Origin of the sequence: Anaerostipes rhamnosivorans, assembly GCF_005280655.1 — a bacterium.
Classification (GTDB): domain Bacteria; phylum Bacillota; class Clostridia; order Lachnospirales; family Lachnospiraceae; genus Anaerostipes; species Anaerostipes rhamnosivorans.
Window position 1 is genome coordinate 2754119 of sequence record NZ_CP040058.1, and the last position, 16378, is coordinate 2770496.

Genomic DNA, 16378 nt, shown 5'->3' on the forward strand with positions numbered 1-16378 from the left:
CCTTCCATATCAAGTGTGAAATCTTCGGGCCAGCTCATTTTTCCCTTTTTTGTTCCCTGCCGCCAGAATGATAAAGACCGTCAGCACGGATATCCCGCAGGAGATCAATGCCACCAGCGGCTGTTCAAAAAGGCCGAACAGGTATAAAACCACCGGGACCAGGCTCAAGGCCGCAATAAAGATCAGGTACATCAGATAACTGTACCACGTCTTCCGGTTGACTAAAACCAGGACTACCATAGCCAGATCCGCAGTAAGGATCAGCCCGGGGATCACATAAGCCACAGACCATCCCTCAAACCCGATCACGTAGTCAATGACAGAAACGAGGATTCCCCCGCCGATCACTTCCACGACGATCTTGGCCGCCAGATTCCTTCTGTGAACGATGGAATAAGATACAGTCACCATCAGATATAAAATACTGGCCAGGACGATCACAGACCACAGGAATCCATTATATGTAATATAATTGATGATTCCCATCAAAACTGCGATCATACCAAGCAGGATAAAAAAAATATTTTTTATTCCATACAGTCTTTTTCTGTCCTCCTCCGGGTCCGGGTACATTCTCTCAGGAGTGAAACCCTTTCCGTCATCGCTTAGAACCCTGTTGCAGAGCGGGCATGTCACTGTATGATCCAGGACTTCCACCTGGCAGCTCTTACACCTTTTCATTGATTACCCCATTGCTTTCTATTGATACTTTAATTCCTTCTCTTGTGAGATTCCTGAAAAATGCTTTTTGCAGATAGCTTTCCTGGAATACAGACGTAAATGTGATAACAGCCTGGTCCTGATAGCTTAACATGGCGCATTTGATCTCCTGGGTCTTAAAGACTCCCATCATCACGTGGAACTGTTCGATTTCATTTTCATATTCAGACAGCACCTTGATCTGCCCCAGGTTGGACAATGTCGTTGTAGCTGATTTGCTGGATCGCCGAAACGTATAACTGAGTCCAAGGTTTTTGATGAACAAAGGCAGTATCTTGATCAGGCGATTCTTCTGTGCAGCTACATTATATGCCAAGGTCTCCTCAATTTTAGTTTTTGTTATCTTTTCATCCATCTGCTGACTGACCAGAGAGAGTACTTCTTCAAACGTGTGCTTCTCACCATGGGAGAAAAATTCAATCAGAGTTACTGCAAAAAAATTGCTTGTTGTGCTGGAATCAAAAAATGCACGCAGGTTGACAGGCAGATTAATACATATAGGATGCGGTTCTTCCTGCCTATTTAAATATTCCTCATAGATACTGAAGATCAACACTGCCGTCAGGTATTTTGTAACACTGACTTTATATTTTTTACAAGTTTTTTTTAAATCCTTTAAATCCACATACCCATGGATCACACTGATCCCAGATCCGTAAATTTTCCGTCCTCTGATCTGATATGCCTTCTTGGTGCTGTAGCTTTTCCCTTTTTTCTTCCTGTAATGTTTTATATAGCTGTCTTCCTGGTCAAGAATACATTCTTCGCTTGGACGATACTTCCCGATTTTCTCGCCGCTCTGTCTCTTGGACAGGTCAATGTAACGGTACGTAAGTTCTTTTAAAAAGGTGATGGCTCCCATGCCGTCGGACACCGCATGGAACACCTCCAGATTGATCCGTCTTCCGTAATAAGAGACTCTGAACAGAAATTTTCGCCTCCCATGGGGATCAATATACCGACATGGATACTCTGTTTCGTCTTCTACTTCAGATTTATTTTTATTCTCCTCAAAATAAAACCAGAAGAATCCTCTTCTTAGCCGTACTCTAAACACGTCAAACCATGGCAGGGTATCCTCCAATGCTCTCTGAAGAAGCTCTGGCTGCACTGGCTTCTTCAGAGTTGCTGAAATACGGTATACGTGGCTGATCTCCTTGTTTGCAATGACAGGAAACAGCTGCGCCGTGTTATCAAGTTTTCTCCAGGTAATATTATCTTCCACTTTTTTCATCTTTCTTACCCTTTTCTTTTTATAAACAAAAAGCTGCCAATCTGAATTGACAACTTTTCGGGCGTTATAATCTCTTATGCATTTTTTCCACAGCATTTTTTGTATTTCTTGCCGCTTCCACAAGGACATGGATCATTCCTTCCGATCTTTTCGCCTTTTACGACCGTTGTGGATGACTTCTGTTCCTTATATAATTCTTTTCTTCTGTCTTCCGGCAGGATGTCATTCCACTGCTCCAGCTCATACAGCCATTCTGCGCGGCATGCAACCATGTTATAGTATAATTTCTCAAAATCAATGTCCAAGGTTACCTCTGTATCCTCTTCCATCTCTTCGATCGGATTCGGAGTCTTCAGACTGTCGTTGATCCCATCCAGAAATCCGACAAAAAACTGAAGTTCTGTCTCATACTTTTCGGCCAGCTCTTTTACAGTTCCTTTTTCCACAGAGTCTTTATCTGATAATAATTTTACATAAATCTCTTTTTCTATTCCGAAATAAGAAAGCCAGAACTGCTGCCCTTCCTGTGTACGGTCGTCAAACTTATATGCGTAGTCACGCCATTCCTGTAGTAATCCCATGATTTATCCATCCTTTAATTGATTATATTGCTTTCGTGATACTTATGATACTATAACAAATTTAAAATATTTTTTCAATCTGTGAATAAAAAAAATTACAGAGGACATACTGTTAATGTCTGATCGAGAGATTGGATTACTTATCCTCCCCTTGACATGCAGGGAGCCTTGGGTTACAGGGCTTTCTGCATGTTTTTTTGATATATCTGTACCATCAGCGGTACTTCCGGACATCTGATAAATGCCAGACCTATCTAGGTACATTTTATTTTACTTATGCAGCTTACTGTTTTTCCATCCTTCCTCAATCGCCGCATTACAATCTGTATCAATTGCTTTTGCTGCCGCTTTCGGACTTTCCTCCCCGGTAAGTAATTTATGAATATGTTTGTAAAATACGTCACGCACGCCGCGCCAATTCGGATTATTTGCTGTAAAATCCACTGTATTAGAGATGTTATCGTTATATGCCTTCTGCATAAAGATATGATCACTTACACGCTTTGTAGTGGCAGCACTAGAAGGAAGGCCAATCTGTGCATAATCCATTAATTCATCGTTGGAATAAAAATATTTTACAAATTCCTTGGCTGCTTTTAGCTTTGTTTTATCTCCATTGTCAAAAACCTCAAATCCAGTGACAAAGGAAGTATTATATCCCTTTCCGTTTTTGCTCGGAAAATTAACAAAACCCGTAGTTTTTAAATCCATATTAATTGCAGTGGCACTATTTGTCTGGTCAATTGCTAATTGATTATTTAGGAAAAGATTATTACAGTCATTAATCTCTAGATTTTCACATCCCTCAGGAAAGTATCCTTTTTTATACGAATCAACAATCCACTCGAGTGCAGCGACCCCCTCTTTGGTATTCACATGGAAACGGCCTTTTTTATCAAAAAATTTGCTGCCCTGACTGCGTAACAATGTCATGATATGCGTGTCACCCTGATCGTTTTTGGCATACATCAGCATAGGATAAGACATCTCAGGCAGTTTTCTTTTTAATGTGGACAGAATGATTTCCCAGTCCTTGAGGCTCCAGCTCTGGATTTCCCCTTCTTTGCCTATGTACTTGTCCAGTCCACATTTACGGAAAATTTTCCTGTTAAAGCACAGGGTATTTTGTAGACTGTAGAAGGGAAGCATATAGGTTTTACCGTTCACCTGGCTCATTTTCATTACCGTACTGTCAAGATCATTTTTCATTTTATCAGTAATAATGTCATCTAGAGGCACTACGCGCCCTGTATGAATGTATCCAGCCATATTAAAATAGCCTTCAAACAATATATCAGCGGCATCTTTCTTGTCAAAACAGCCTGTGATATATTCATCCTCCTCAGTATAGCCAAACTTTACTACATTTACCGTGACCTCAGCTTCGGTATACTGAGCCGCAAAATCTTTGCCTGCCTGAACCAGCATATCATAAGCATCTGTAACATCTGTGTCTGCATTTGCCACCGTAAGCGGCGGAAGTTTAATCGTCAGCGTCACTTGTTTTTTCTCTGCCTTTTTGGCTGTACAGCCAGACATAATACTTAGAAGCATTACAAACAGCAATCCTCCGGCTAGAATCCTTTTCCATCTTTTCATCTTGACCCATTCCTCCTTCACTTTATCTTGTTGAGTTTCTCCATGAGCTTACGGACGTCAATTGGCTTTGCAATAAAGCCATCCATTCCACTTTCCAGTGCCATATCCTGATCTTCCTTAAATGTATTGGCCGTACAGGCATAGATAATAACCGTCTTCGCATCTGGCCGGTTCAGCATACGGATCGTTTTTGTTGCCTCATAGCCATTTCTGACAGGCATCTTTACGTCCATCAAAATAACATCAAAATCATAAAGGGACGAGTCTCTGAACATTTCCACAACCTGTCCGCCATCGGCTGCACGGGTCGCGGTAAATCCTGCTGTACTTAACATCTCCATTAAGATTTCTGCATTTAGATCATTATCTTCAGCAATTAAAACCTTTAAACTCCTTTCTTTTTTTTCTTTTGCTGGCGAACATTCTTTTGTTGGTATACTCTCTGATACACCGTCCGTAACATCTCCATCCATAGTAAATATAAAACAACTCCCTTGGCCAAGCTTACTTTTGACGGATAAAGTTCCTCCCATCTGCTTTACCAGCAAAGAGCTGATGGACATTCCCAGTCCTGTGCCCTGCATACCTTGTGAAACGGTATTGTGTTCCTGGCTGAACGAATCAAATATTTTTTTCTGGAATTCCTCGCTTATACCGCAGCCGGTGTCTTCCACCTCATAGGTCGTTTTGACCCTTTTAGATCCCAATGCAGATTGATATACACGCAGCGTAATGTGACCGTACTCCGGAGTAAATTTCACCGCATTTCCGAGAATGTTTATCAGTATTTGTTCAATTCTCATCTCATCTCCAATGAGGTATGGGCTTTGAATATCTGATTCCACTTGAAAAACAATGTTTTTATCTTCCATACGGTTGTACATAATCGTTTCGATTGTAGAAATTAAGCTGTGAATGGAAAATGGCCTCAGAATCAACTCCATCTTACCTTCCTGTAACTTTGACATATCTAAAATATCATTGACGAGAGAAAGCAGATACTTAGTAGTTGAATCCGATTTTTCAATATATCCCTTGAGTTTTGCCGGATTTTTAATATTCTGCTGCATCAAATGGTTCAACCCAACGATTCCGTTGAGCGGCGTACGTATCTCATGGCTCATGCTTGAGAGAAAGTCTCCCCTGGCCTTTGCCTCTGCCTTTGCTGTTGTAGAAACCATTAATGTACGGATGATAATCAACATCATCAAGCACAGAGCGACCACAACAACTGCAAGCATGATACCCGTCATGATTACAAATTGATTCGTTTGTTCACTGAACGCTTTTTCGGGAACTGTCAGTACAATGCTCCATTTCGTATCAGGGATGGAAACAAAGGACACCACCTGAGCACCTTGATCCTTATAATCAAAATGCTCGATAAATGATTTCCCCTCGTTAAGCCGAGCGGTAATTTGTTTAATTTCCTGTTTTGACAAGTTTGCATTTTTTTGGACTTGTTCAAAATAATTGTCAATTCTCCCGATACCTGCGCTGCGGTCAGGATTTACGACATAATTACCTTCCATATCTACAATACCGGTATACCCCCGTCCATCAAAGCTGTCAATCTTAAGGCGTTCCTGGATCGTATTAATTTTTGAAAAGCCTATAATTCCAATAAATTGAATGCCGTCTACCTCAAGCGGTTCACACCGTGTGCCATAAACAAGGTTTTCCTTAACTGCTTCCAAAATATCCAGCTCGTCATATCTCATCACAAACTTCTTTTCACCAGAAAGCAATGGATTTATGTAAGCTTTATCCTTGCTGTTTTGAACTGCATTTGTACTGGAATAGGTATTTCCTTCAGAATCCACCAAAAAAATCTTGTCATAGGTATTGGACACTTGTTCAATATTCAGGCGCTTACACACTTCCTGTACTGTATCGCACCGGCTGGCTTGGATTCTGCCATAAACAGCTGAGAGTTCATTCCACGAACTTTTCAGTTCACTTTGAATATTCTGCATGTCATGTCCGGATAATTCTTCCATGGAAGCAATAACTGATGCCTCAGTTGTATGCGATAGTTCATTGATATATACCCAGACTGCCAACAATAGAACAATAGGAGTTCCAAGAATAAGCGCTTTAATCAATCCTCTATTCCATCTTTTCATGGATTCACCTCCCAAATTGTCCCTTTATTTTGACTGAAAATTTATGGTTGCCAAATGGCTTCTTTAGATATTTGCCTTGGCAGTGATACCATGCCAATATTTCCACCTTGTCCATATGGTTATTTAATATTAAGTATAGCAAAGTAATACTGAAATAGCAACAAACTGTAAAAAATGTAAGGTCCTTTTATAGAACTATCAGCAAAAAAATGATATACTGTCTGCATAAAAAGGAATTAGTAAATAAAGGATTGGAGATAAACGGTGTGAAAAACCATTTAGAGTTACAGCATGTAATCTATAACGTTATAAAAATACAGATCAGATTTGGTGCCTACCGTTTTGAAGATCGTCTGCCTACTATAGAGGATGCATCTCAGTATTTTCTTGTCTCGGTCCGAACGATCCGCACAGTTTATCAGCATCTTGCAAGTGATGGTTACATCACAATCTCCAAGAGCATCGGAGTCAAGGTAAAAGTACAATACAGTGAACAGGAAATTGAGACATATGTCCAGCAGTTTCTTGCCGAGCATAAAAATTCTCTGTTAGACCTGAGCCGGTCCATGCGGCTGCTGTTCAGCAAAGCCCAATGGCTGGGTTTAAAAAGTATTTCCTCAAAACAATTAGATTATTTGGAACAATTATCTACCCAGGATGAGAATCTTTCACCTTATATTGTGATCCTACAACATCAGTTCATCTATGGTGCATTGGGCAATGATTTACTCATGCGCCTCGTGTGGCAGGTGTTTATGTTTTTTCTAACACCCTTTTTCAGTGTCCCAGGTAATCTGAAATATCTCACTACAGAACAGGAGTCTCTGCTACAAATGACTCAGTTATGCAGGGATCAAAATTGGGAATTGCTCAGGACCTCTACTGAAATATATCAAGAACAAAAATACCATGCTTTAAGAAATTTTTATAAAAACAGGAATCTATTTTCAACTTCCAAACAACAGATTCCCTTCATCTGGAGCAGTTATCAAAAGGCCTCACAAATCTGCTATTCACTGGGTATGGAACTGTTAATCGCAATTAATCATGGTTATTATCCTCCGGGAACTTTTCTTCCTTCTTTAAAGACACTGGCAAAAGAAAAACAAGTTTCTATCAACACAGTCCGCCGTACGTTTTCCCTGCTAAATAACATCGGTGTGACAAGATCGATCAACGGTGTAGGCACTCAGGTCCTTCCGATTGAACAAATTGCAGAATACTGTGATTTATCTCAACCGACTGTCAGAAAAAGGCTTTTCGATTATGCCAAAAGCCTTCATATTCTAACCCTTTCCTGCAGGCAGATCGTTGAGGCCACAATATCTTCAATGGATAAAAATTCTATAGAAAAATGGAAGTTAAAGTTAACAGCAATCGCTCAAGTACATCGGCAGGAACTTGTTCCTTATACTATTCTGTCTCTGTTATCCCAAGATGCTCCTTTGACGGCAGTTAGAACAGTATATACAGAACTCTTTCAACAGTTATTTTGGGGCCATCCCCTGCGAGGTATGTTAAAGGATCCACAGTCATACACTTCTTTTTATCTCCCCTACTTTGATTTCTTTTTAGAATCTCTGGAGCGTTTTGATGCAGTTGGATTTGCTTCAAAGTTTGAAGAGCTGATGGAACACGAGATCAAATTTGCTGTAGATCATCTTGTCAGTCTGGGAATAAATGAAGCTTCTGCGCTTATTTTGGATCAATAAACCAGGTGGCTTTTAGATTCAGTTATATTTTTTATAAAATATAACCTCTTGTATCTTCCTGGGCTACCTATTAGAATAGAAGAATCAAATCAATTAGATGGGAGGTTATCAATTGCACAACATAAAAAGAATACGTCTGGATCATGCGTTTAATATAAGGGACTTGGGCGGCCTGGAAACCACAGAAGGCTCCCTGGTCCGCTGGAACCGCCTGTTCCGCGGTGACTGTCTTTCCTTCCTGACTTCAGAAGAATGGCAAAAGCTTTTACGCTGCGGTATCGTCTCCGTGGTTGACCTGCGCAGCAGATCTGAGGCAGAACTCATGAAAGATCAGGTCCCGGAAACTATGCAGTATTTTCACTGCCCGCTTCAAAAAGAAGAAATTGATTTTTCAAATGCTTCTGAGTCAGCTGCCAAAGCTTTCACCAAAAGCCTCGCTGACGGATATCAAAAAATGGTTACTGACAGTCCTGAACTCATAGCTGCTGCAGTAAAGACTGTCATACAAGGCTTAGAAAAAGGCGGCGTCTTATTCCATTGCAGCGCGGGCAAAGACCGGACCGGTGTCCTTTCCGCTGTACTCTTGACCCTGCTCGGTGCAGAAAGGGAAGATATCATCGCAGACTACCAGGTTTCCTTCACCTACAACCAGCGCGGCATCAACAAAGCTGCAGCCAGTCTTCCAGATTATCAGGCGATGCTCCCAATGCTTAGTTCAGACGCCGGACATATGGAACAGCTTCTGGATCTGTTTCATGAACTGGACCTTTTTCCCTATCTCATGGAGCACGGCCTTGCTGCCCCTGACCAGGATCACCTGAAGGATTTGGTTTTGGAAAGGATCACACTATGAAACAGACAACAAAAAGAATACTGTCCATTCTTGTCATACTGTCCATCCTTTTGGTCATAGGCCTCACACTATACTGTGCCTTTACCGGAAGCCGGGCGTTTTTCGGCATGCTGGCACTGATGTTTTTCTATCCGCTGCTGCTGTGGGTTCTCATCTTTCTCTATAAAAAAGGACAAAAATAAAACAGAAGGAGCTTCTCAGTTTACGGGAAACTCCTTCTGTCTTTTAAAATCCAACCACTTGTTTTGTTCTCGGTATGTTCGGCTCATCCCCGATCATTCCATACGACCTGAGTGTGGCGATCTCCTCCATATCATCTTTAGATATTTCAAAATCAAACACATCGGCATTACCTTTGATCCGCTCTATGCTGGATGCTTTTGGAAGAGGAACAACCCCTTTCTGCATGATCCACCTGAGACAAATCTGCGCAACCGTCCGGTCATACTTTTGGGCCATCTCTTTTAACAGTTCTCTCTTGAACGCCTGTCCCTGGATCAGCGGGCTCCACGCTTCCGGCACGATCCCATTTTTCTTACAGTAGGTTACCATCTCCTCCTGGGGGTGCTGCGGATGGAGCTGCACCTGATTGACCATCGGCATGATCTTAGCATGGTTTTTCAGAATCTCCAAATGCTCTATCATAAAGTTGCTGACACCGATGGCTTTGATCTTCCCGGCCTCATAGAGCTCTTCAAATGCTCTCCAGGTGTCCAGTATATCCTGCTCAAAATCATCCTTATGCTCAATGACCACCGGCCAGTGAATCAGATAGAGGTCCAGATACTCAAGCCCCATCTGGTTTAAGGTTCTTTCAAAGGATTCTTTGGCCGGTCCGTATCCGTGATCTGCGTTGGGCAGCTTGCTCGTGATGAACAGTTCTTCCCTCGGTATCCCGCTCTCCCGGATTCCCTTTCCCACACCTGCTTCATTGGCGTAGGCCGCCGCACCGTCAATATGACGGTAGCCTGCTTCGATTGCCACTTTCACACTCTCGCAGACCACATCGTCCGGAGACTTCCAGGTCCCGAACCCGATACACGGAATCTTTATTCCGTTTCTAAGCAGATATCCATCCTGTAAATTCTCCATGGCTTATTCCTCCTTTAAGCTGTCCAGGTATTTCTTAATGTATTTTTCGTACCCATTATCTGTGGGTTCATAAAATACCGTTCCCAAAAGTTCATCCGGCAGATACTGCTGTTTTACATAATGGCCAGGAAAATTATGGGCATACTGGTATCCGATGCCCCTGCCCAGTTTTGAGGCTCCCTTGTAGTGGGAATCTCTTAAGTGATTCGGTACCATTCCATTCTTTTTCTTCCTCACAGCGTCAAGCGCCTGATCCACAGCCATATAAGCCGCATTGCTCTTTGGGGCCCCCGCCACATAAGTCACCGCCTGAGCCAGAATGATCCTGGCTTCCGGAAGACCGATCCGTTCCACGGCCTGGGAGGCCGCCACAGCCACCTGAAGTGCCTGGGGATCTGCATTTCCCACGTCCTCAGAGGCACAGATCATGATTCTGCGGGCGATAAACGTAACGCTCTCCCCCGCATCGATCATCCGGGCCAGATAATAAACAGCGGCATCGGGATCCGATCCTCTCATACTCTTAATAAAGGCAGAAATAATATCGTAGTGGTTGTCCCCGCCTTTGTCATACCTCATGACCCGCTTTTGGATACATTCCTGGGCCACGTCGATATCGATCAAAATGGTCCCGTCCTCTCCGGGCTGTGTGGTGAGAATCCCAAGCTCAATGGCATTGAGCGCACTTCTTGCGTCCCCCTCCGCCATATCCGACAGGAAATCCAGGGCATCGTCCGTAATCTTGGCCCGATAGATCCCCATGCCTTTTTCGTCATCGTTCACCGCTCTTATGAGCAGTTTCTTGATATCCTCTGCCTCCAGGGACTTTAGTTCAAAGACATTGGACCTGGAGATCAAAGCCTGATTCACCTCAAAATATGGGTTCTCTGTGGTGGCGCCGATGAGAATGATCGTGCCGTCCTCCACAAAGGGCAGAAGAAAATCCTGCTGTGCCTTATTGAATCTGTGGATCTCGTCGATGAAAAGAATCGTTTTCTTTTGGAACATACCCAGGGCTTCCTTGGCCTCCTTCACTGCCTCCTGCATCTCTTTCTTGCCAGAAGTGGTGGCATTCATCTGGACAAAGTTTGCCTGGGTTGTCTGGGCGATGACTCTGGCGAGTGTTGTTTTTCCCGTACCCGGAGGCCCGTAAAAGATGATCGAGCTTAACTTGTCAGCCTGAATCGCCCGGTAAAGCAGCTTGTCCTTTCCTATAATATGCTCCTGTCCCACGACTTCATCAAGGGATTTGGGCCGCATTCTCCCGGCCAGCGGAGCTTCTTTCCTGCTGTTTTTCTGTCTTGCATAATCAAATAAATCCATAGCTCCTCCTTTTTGGTAATCTTAACATAGGAAACCATGAAAATCCACGCAAATTTAAGACTTTTTTTAGAAATAAGTCATGATTTTATAGGCACGATTTGATATAATGTCACTAGTATATTGATAAGAAACAAAAAACCAAAACTGCGCATTGGAGTTATTATGGGTAAAATATTAGTAGAAAAGCTTTCTTATACAGAAGTGAACAAGAACATCAGCCAGGCAGAATACGAAAAGATCCAGGAAGAATATCTGCTCTCTGCCTCCCCTGAAAAGTACATGATCAGCATGCCTGTCAGAGTTCTGATGTTTGAAGGGGTTGAGAAGGAACCCAATATCCGCTATTATATCTACGAAGAAGACCACACCAACTTTTTCTTTATTCAAAACCAGACCAATGGACATGTGGCCAATAAGACAAAGTTCTCTCTGACCCAGGAAGAAGTGCAAAAGATACTGAACGGCGATTATCGCTTTCTGCTGGAAAGTGATGAGCCGGCGATGAATTCTCTGTATTTCCAGTTCACGATCAATAAGCTTCATCCGACCTATAAAAAGGAGTGTACCAGGAAGATCTTTCACCAGAATCGGTTTTTAGACATTGTGATCGATATTTCTATCAAGAGGACGCCGTTTGAAGGCTCTGATTTCTTTTCTCCCCAGAAGCTTTACGCTCAGAAGACATCTTCATTCAGATGCCATACAAGACAATATCTGACACTGTCCAAACCGATATCCTCTCTTCTGAAATACAATGAACAGCTGCTACATAACCAGACGGGAAATGCCAACGCCGGCCGCTGACCCAAAAGGATACAAAAGCAATTCACCCCTGAATTGCTTTTGTATTTTTTTTAATCTTTTCGTATTTTCCACGGGTCGCCATTCCGCCCCGTATGTGGCGTTCCGATTTGTTGAGATCCAGTACCTCTCTGGCCCTTCTGGCCAGGGACTGGTTGATCTTTTCCAACCGTTCCGTCACATCTTTATGTACGGTAGATTTAGAGATTCCGAACACCTTGGCAGTTTGTCTGACTGTAGCTTTTTTATCTACGATATAATTGCCGACTTCTACCGCGCGTTCTTCAATGTACTCTTTCATAAAAATCCCCTGCATTCTCTGTTTTTACAGTGTATGCAGGGGAATTTCTGTTTAGACTTCCTATAATCCTTGATATATAGATTCCGCGTCCAGTACATGTAACGGCTTGGTTTGATGATCACCTCTGGCGCCCGCCGTCACCAAAAGATACTCCTTTCCGTGTATCTTAACCCAGCTTGCCAGGCAGAGTCCCGCTTCGCTTGTATATCCGGTCTTCCCGCCGAGGAAACTGCCGTTCTCAGGTTTAAGCTGATTTTTATACTTTGTCAGGGTACTGCGAAGTAGAAGCCCCTGTGGATGCTTTCCAGTGGGGCCTGTGCGGTACTGCATGGTCTGGAAAACCTTTCTGAATTTTGGATTCTTTAACGCATAACGGAGCAGGACCTCCAGGTCTTTGGCTGTTGTAACATGCTGTGGATCGTGCAGGCCTGTTGAATTTACAAAATTCGTATGTTTCATTCCGATTTCTTCCGCTTTCTGGTTCATCAGCCTGGTAAACTTTTCTTCGTTTCCAGACAGATACTTCGCAAGCCGGATACAGCATTCTGCTCCTGACGGCAGCATGGCGCCGTAATAGAGGTCCCTAATTTTTACTCTCTCTCCAGGCAGAAAACCCGCCACAGAAGCGTGCTGTTCGGTCAACGTGTGAAAAACATCATCCGTCATAATGATTTCCCTGCTGTCATCTGAAATTGATTCTACAGCTACCAGGACCGTCATGATCTTTGTCAACGACGCAGGATAAATCTTTTTTTCTCCCCGTTTATTCATCAGGACCCTTCCGGTCCCGCGTTCTGCGAGCACGACAAATTCACTGTATATATTTTGTTCTGAAATCTGCTTGAGATTTGATACCTGCCTCGGAGTATCACCTTGGATCTGTATATCCTCTTGAAACCAATCTCCTCCTTTTGCCCACAATACGGCGGTAAAGATGATGACCAGCAGCCACACACTTTTTCTTTTCATTCTAGTTCCTCCTGTTTTTATCCTGTAAGCTTTTCTTAACACTTTCAGTATAAAAAAGATCAGAGAATCTGTGGTGAAAAAACCTTGTGTTGGCTGCGATCTTGCCCAGAAAAAAACAGAGACAAACGTTTGGGCCAAATAACCGACGTTTGTCTCCGTTTCTTACCATATGCTGCTAAAAATAGATCAGCCTCTCTTTTGGCTGTGTTCCCTGTTCAATACGCAGCGCCTGGAGCACCGGCCCCCGCTCACCACCATAGGCCTTATGGTTTTCCATGCAAATCTTTGCAGTGAGAACAGCCCATGTGCCGTCCTTGACCTTTTTAATAGAGGAAGACTTTGCATGCTGCATTTTGCAGATGAAACCGATAAAAGTGATATCATCCTCACAGCAGGTCATGGCAGAACGCCCCGGCAGGATCAGCCCGGCAGGAATTCCGTTTGGCCTTCTGACGAACACATTGGAAAGTTCCACGACTTTCCCCAGATACACGTTGGGCCGCTCTAGGACGTCGATATACCAGATCCCAAAATCCTCCTCTTCCACCTTGATAATCTCAGCCTCCGGATCATATGGAAGCATCTCATTCATCTCAAACTCTCTGCCGTCCGCCCGCTCAAAGCCCACCTGTGCCCTCCGGTTGACCGCCTTGATACTCCTTCTGTAGGAAGATGCATTAGTCTCATCGGTACAGCGGTTAAATATGACCATATCGGCCATCTTAAACATTTCCACCATCATAGAGCGCATATTTTTCAAATACAACTCCGCAGTGGATGCGTCCACCATAACAATGATCTGGTACAGCTCCATATTCGTCTCATCAATTACATCCATCACATCCTCGATCTGGTACATTCCGTTATATTCGATCATGATACGGTCCGGATGATAGTTCTTCTCACAGTTTTCCACAAAGGCCGGTGAGAAATCATTCATATCATCCACCTGTATAACAAAGGAATTACTTTCCTCCAGAAAATCTTTTTCATATTCTTCTTCCCCTTCTTCAAATGAAAGGATCATTGTCCGCTCACCGTCCGCAAAATACTCCTGGCCCAAAGTGTCTTTGATAAAAGAGGTTTTGCCGCTCTCCAGAAATCCCCAGATAAGGTATACCGGCATTTCCATGTTATACACCTCCTTATGACAGCCCGAAAAGTTTTTGGATCTTTTCTGTATCAAGCTTAGCACCTATGACACAGATCCTTCCGGTGTAATCTGCGTCTCCCCGGCGAATCTCATATTCTCCGGGCACCAGGTCAAAGTGAATCCAGGTCTTATTTCCACTCTCCACGATCCCCTTTGCCCGCAGGATCGTACCGAAGGAATCTTTCTCTGACAACTGTTTCAGGATATTCTCCAATGATTCTTCCTCAAACTTCTTCAGTGTCTCTATCCCCCAGCTTGTAAACACTTCGTCCGCATGGTGATGATGGTGGTCCCCATGTTCATGTTCATGGTGATGGTGGTGCTCATGTTCATGATGATGATCCTCCCCGTGCTCATGGTGGTGTCCGCACCCCGGACAGATCTCTTCCTTGTCAAAAAGCTCCCTTGAAAGCTGGTTCCCTTCCTCCATCACAGAAAGGATTTTTTCTCCGTCAAGTTCCTCCCACGGAGTGGTGATCACTGCCGCCTTCTGGTTGTGCTCCCTGATCAGTTCTACTGCCTTTTGAAGTTTCTCCTCCTGCAGCTGCCCTGTTCTGCTTAAAATGATTGTACCCGCATATTCTATCTGGTTATTGTAGAATTCCCCGAAATTCTTCATATACATCTGACACTTTTTTGCATCTGCCACGGTGACAAAACTGTTCAGAGAAAGACTACAATTCTCAGCCTCCTTCTGTACTGCCTTGATCACGTCAGATAATTTCCCGACACCGGAAGGCTCAATGATGATACGGTCCGGGGCGTATTTGGATACAACTTCTTTTAGAGCAGTGCCAAAGTCCCCTACCAGGGAACAACAGATACACCCGGAATTCATTTCTGTCACCTGGATTCCTGCCTCTTTTAAGAAACCGCTGTCAATGCCAATCTCCCCAAATTCATTCTCTATTAGAACGATCTTCTCCTGTCCCAAAGCCTCTTTTAAAAGCTTTTTGATCAGCGTTGTCTTACCCGCTCCTAAAAAACCTGAAATAATATCTATCTTTGTCATGTTCCTTACTTCCTTCCCTTCCAATTGTAAAAGATAAAAACAACCCGTGTGAGCCTGTTAAAATCAACATTACACGGGTTTTATATATGCAGTTAAAAATTAATTTGCCTTTGCCAAATAGTTCTTAATTGTTGTTACATCTACTTTAAGAGATTCAATATCGTCATTGCCTTCTTGATAACGTTTGTATGTATCTAAATAACAGGACTCGATCTCTTTTAAACGCGGCAGTATTTCATTTTCCTGTGTAATTTCTAATTTAGTAACACTGTCTTTTAGTTCCCGTACATCTTTCTTTAGGGAAGTTACATCTTTCTTTATAGACGTGACTTCTTCCTTCACTGATGTTAGATCTTCTCTCACAGACGTGACTTCTTCCTTCACTGATGTTAGATCTTCTCTCACAGACGTGACTTCTTCCTTCACTGATGTTAGATCTTCTCTCACAGACGTGACTTCTTCCTTCACTGATGTTAGATCTTCTCTCACAGACGTGACTTCTTCCTTTACAGCTGTTAGATCTTCTTTCACAGATGTGACTTCTTCCTTTACAGCTGTCAGATCTTCTTTCAGAGTACTTATATCCGCACCCATACTTACCATATTTACAGATAATTCAGACATCATTTCCAACATAGTGTTCTCAAAATCGTTCATTATGTCACCTCCTACTATATAAATACAGGGTTCAGTTCCCAACGGCTAGTTGGACTTAATCCTTTCGTTGTTTTAATTGTATAACACAGTATAATTTCATTTGTTAATATAGCAATATATTAGCATAGAATGCATGCAAAGTCTACGGGCAATGTTGATTATATTGTATTTATTTCCATAAATACCCACATAGGTTTGGGTATACCTTCTACTTATGATATAATCGTTATATCGATGACAGGTTT

Annotated in this window: 17 protein-coding genes and 1 pseudogene; 5 read left to right on the top strand and 13 right to left on the bottom strand. The window is 42.9% G+C overall.

All coding sequences use genetic code 11. The features are described from left to right. Nucleotides 1–9: 9 nt before the first annotated feature. The 6 genes from AR1Y2_RS13705 to AR1Y2_RS13725 form a co-directional block, all read right to left on the bottom strand. Nucleotides 10–681: a DUF6320 domain-containing protein gene (locus AR1Y2_RS13705; RefSeq protein ID WP_137329473.1), complete on the bottom strand. Its 672-nt coding sequence runs from the start codon at nucleotides 679–681 to the stop codon at nucleotides 10–12. Continuing rightward, nucleotides 668–1954, bottom strand: a complete 1287-nt coding sequence (locus AR1Y2_RS13710; RefSeq protein ID WP_137329474.1) for a hypothetical protein — start codon at nucleotides 1952–1954, stop codon at nucleotides 668–670. Before AR1Y2_RS13710 ends, AR1Y2_RS13705 begins: the two co-directional genes overlap by 14 nt. A 74-nt stretch (nucleotides 1955–2028) precedes the next feature. Next, the gene (locus AR1Y2_RS13715; RefSeq protein ID WP_137329475.1) at nucleotides 2029–2535 is read right to left on the bottom strand and encodes an SEC-C metal-binding domain-containing protein; all 507 of its coding nucleotides are present in this window, start codon (nucleotides 2533–2535) and stop codon (nucleotides 2029–2031) included. 270 nt (nucleotides 2536–2805) lie between these two features. Further along, the gene (locus AR1Y2_RS13720; RefSeq protein WP_243118759.1) at nucleotides 2806–3963 is read right to left on the bottom strand and encodes an ABC transporter substrate-binding protein; all 1158 of its coding nucleotides are present in this window, start codon (nucleotides 3961–3963) and stop codon (nucleotides 2806–2808) included. Nucleotides 3964–4018: 55 nt separating this feature from the next. Continuing rightward, nucleotides 4019–4144 carry a hypothetical protein gene (locus AR1Y2_RS18190; RefSeq protein WP_282432087.1) on the bottom strand — a complete coding sequence of 42 codons (126 nt, stop codon included), beginning with the start codon at nucleotides 4142–4144 and terminating at the stop codon, nucleotides 4019–4021. A gap of 7 nt (nucleotides 4145–4151) precedes the next feature. Continuing rightward, the gene (locus AR1Y2_RS13725; protein ID WP_137329477.1) at nucleotides 4152–6260 is read right to left on the bottom strand and encodes a hybrid sensor histidine kinase/response regulator; all 2109 of its coding nucleotides are present in this window, start codon (nucleotides 6258–6260) and stop codon (nucleotides 4152–4154) included. Nucleotides 6261–6469: 209 nt separating this feature from the next. Here AR1Y2_RS13725 and AR1Y2_RS18425 point away from each other — a divergent pair. The 4 genes and pseudogenes from AR1Y2_RS18425 to AR1Y2_RS13740 all read left to right on the top strand — a co-directional run. Continuing rightward, nucleotides 6470–6676 (top strand): annotated as a pseudogene (locus AR1Y2_RS18425) (hypothetical protein); the annotation flags it as partial. A 150-nt stretch (nucleotides 6677–6826) separates the two neighbouring features. Then, a complete protein-coding gene (locus tag AR1Y2_RS13730; RefSeq protein WP_243118912.1) occupies nucleotides 6827–7972 on the top strand; it encodes a GntR family transcriptional regulator in 1146 nt (381 codons plus the stop codon). Nucleotides 7973–8084: 112 nt separating this feature from the next. Next, nucleotides 8085–8825, top strand: coding sequence for a tyrosine-protein phosphatase (locus AR1Y2_RS13735; RefSeq protein ID WP_243118760.1), 741 nt, complete (start codon nucleotides 8085–8087; stop codon nucleotides 8823–8825). Next, complete coding sequence (locus AR1Y2_RS13740) at nucleotides 8822–9007, top strand: hypothetical protein (protein ID WP_137329480.1); 186 nt, start codon at nucleotides 8822–8824, stop codon at nucleotides 9005–9007. Before AR1Y2_RS13735 ends, AR1Y2_RS13740 begins: the two co-directional genes overlap by 4 nt. A 43-nt stretch (nucleotides 9008–9050) precedes the next feature. On the opposite strand, the gene AR1Y2_RS13745 is transcribed toward AR1Y2_RS13740, so the two are convergent. Both AR1Y2_RS13745 and AR1Y2_RS13750 read right to left on the bottom strand, forming a co-directional pair. After that, a complete protein-coding gene (locus AR1Y2_RS13745; protein WP_137329481.1) occupies nucleotides 9051–9917 on the bottom strand; it encodes an aldo/keto reductase in 867 nt (288 codons plus the stop codon). 3 nt (nucleotides 9918–9920) lie between these two features. Continuing rightward, complete coding sequence (locus tag AR1Y2_RS13750; protein ID WP_137329482.1) at nucleotides 9921–11240, bottom strand: replication-associated recombination protein A; 1320 nt, start codon at nucleotides 11238–11240, stop codon at nucleotides 9921–9923. Nucleotides 11241–11402: 162 nt separating this feature from the next. Here AR1Y2_RS13750 and AR1Y2_RS13755 point away from each other — a divergent pair, with 162 nt between their 5' ends. Next, nucleotides 11403–12044, top strand: a complete 642-nt coding sequence (locus AR1Y2_RS13755; protein WP_137329483.1) for a VTC domain-containing protein — start codon at nucleotides 11403–11405, stop codon at nucleotides 12042–12044. Between the two features lie 22 nt (nucleotides 12045–12066). Here AR1Y2_RS13755 and spoIIID read toward each other — a convergent pair whose 3' ends face one another. The 5 genes from spoIIID to AR1Y2_RS13780 form a co-directional block, all read right to left on the bottom strand. Continuing rightward, the gene (spoIIID, locus tag AR1Y2_RS13760; RefSeq protein WP_022261237.1) at nucleotides 12067–12342 is read right to left on the bottom strand and encodes a sporulation transcriptional regulator SpoIIID; all 276 of its coding nucleotides are present in this window, start codon (nucleotides 12340–12342) and stop codon (nucleotides 12067–12069) included. Between the two features lie 60 nt (nucleotides 12343–12402). Next, nucleotides 12403–13311, bottom strand: coding sequence for a D-alanyl-D-alanine carboxypeptidase family protein (locus tag AR1Y2_RS13765; RefSeq protein WP_137329484.1), 909 nt, complete (start codon nucleotides 13309–13311; stop codon nucleotides 12403–12405). 175 nt (nucleotides 13312–13486) lie between these two features. After that, complete coding sequence (locus AR1Y2_RS13770; RefSeq protein ID WP_137329485.1) at nucleotides 13487–14443, bottom strand: TIGR03943 family putative permease subunit; 957 nt, start codon at nucleotides 14441–14443, stop codon at nucleotides 13487–13489. A gap of 13 nt (nucleotides 14444–14456) precedes the next feature. Further along, nucleotides 14457–15476, bottom strand: a complete 1020-nt coding sequence (locus tag AR1Y2_RS13775; RefSeq protein WP_137329486.1) for a CobW family GTP-binding protein — start codon at nucleotides 15474–15476, stop codon at nucleotides 14457–14459. Between the two features lie 99 nt (nucleotides 15477–15575). Beyond that, nucleotides 15576–16133, bottom strand: a complete 558-nt coding sequence (locus AR1Y2_RS13780) for a hypothetical protein (RefSeq protein WP_137329487.1) — start codon at nucleotides 16131–16133, stop codon at nucleotides 15576–15578. Between the last annotated feature and the right edge of the window lie 245 nt (nucleotides 16134–16378).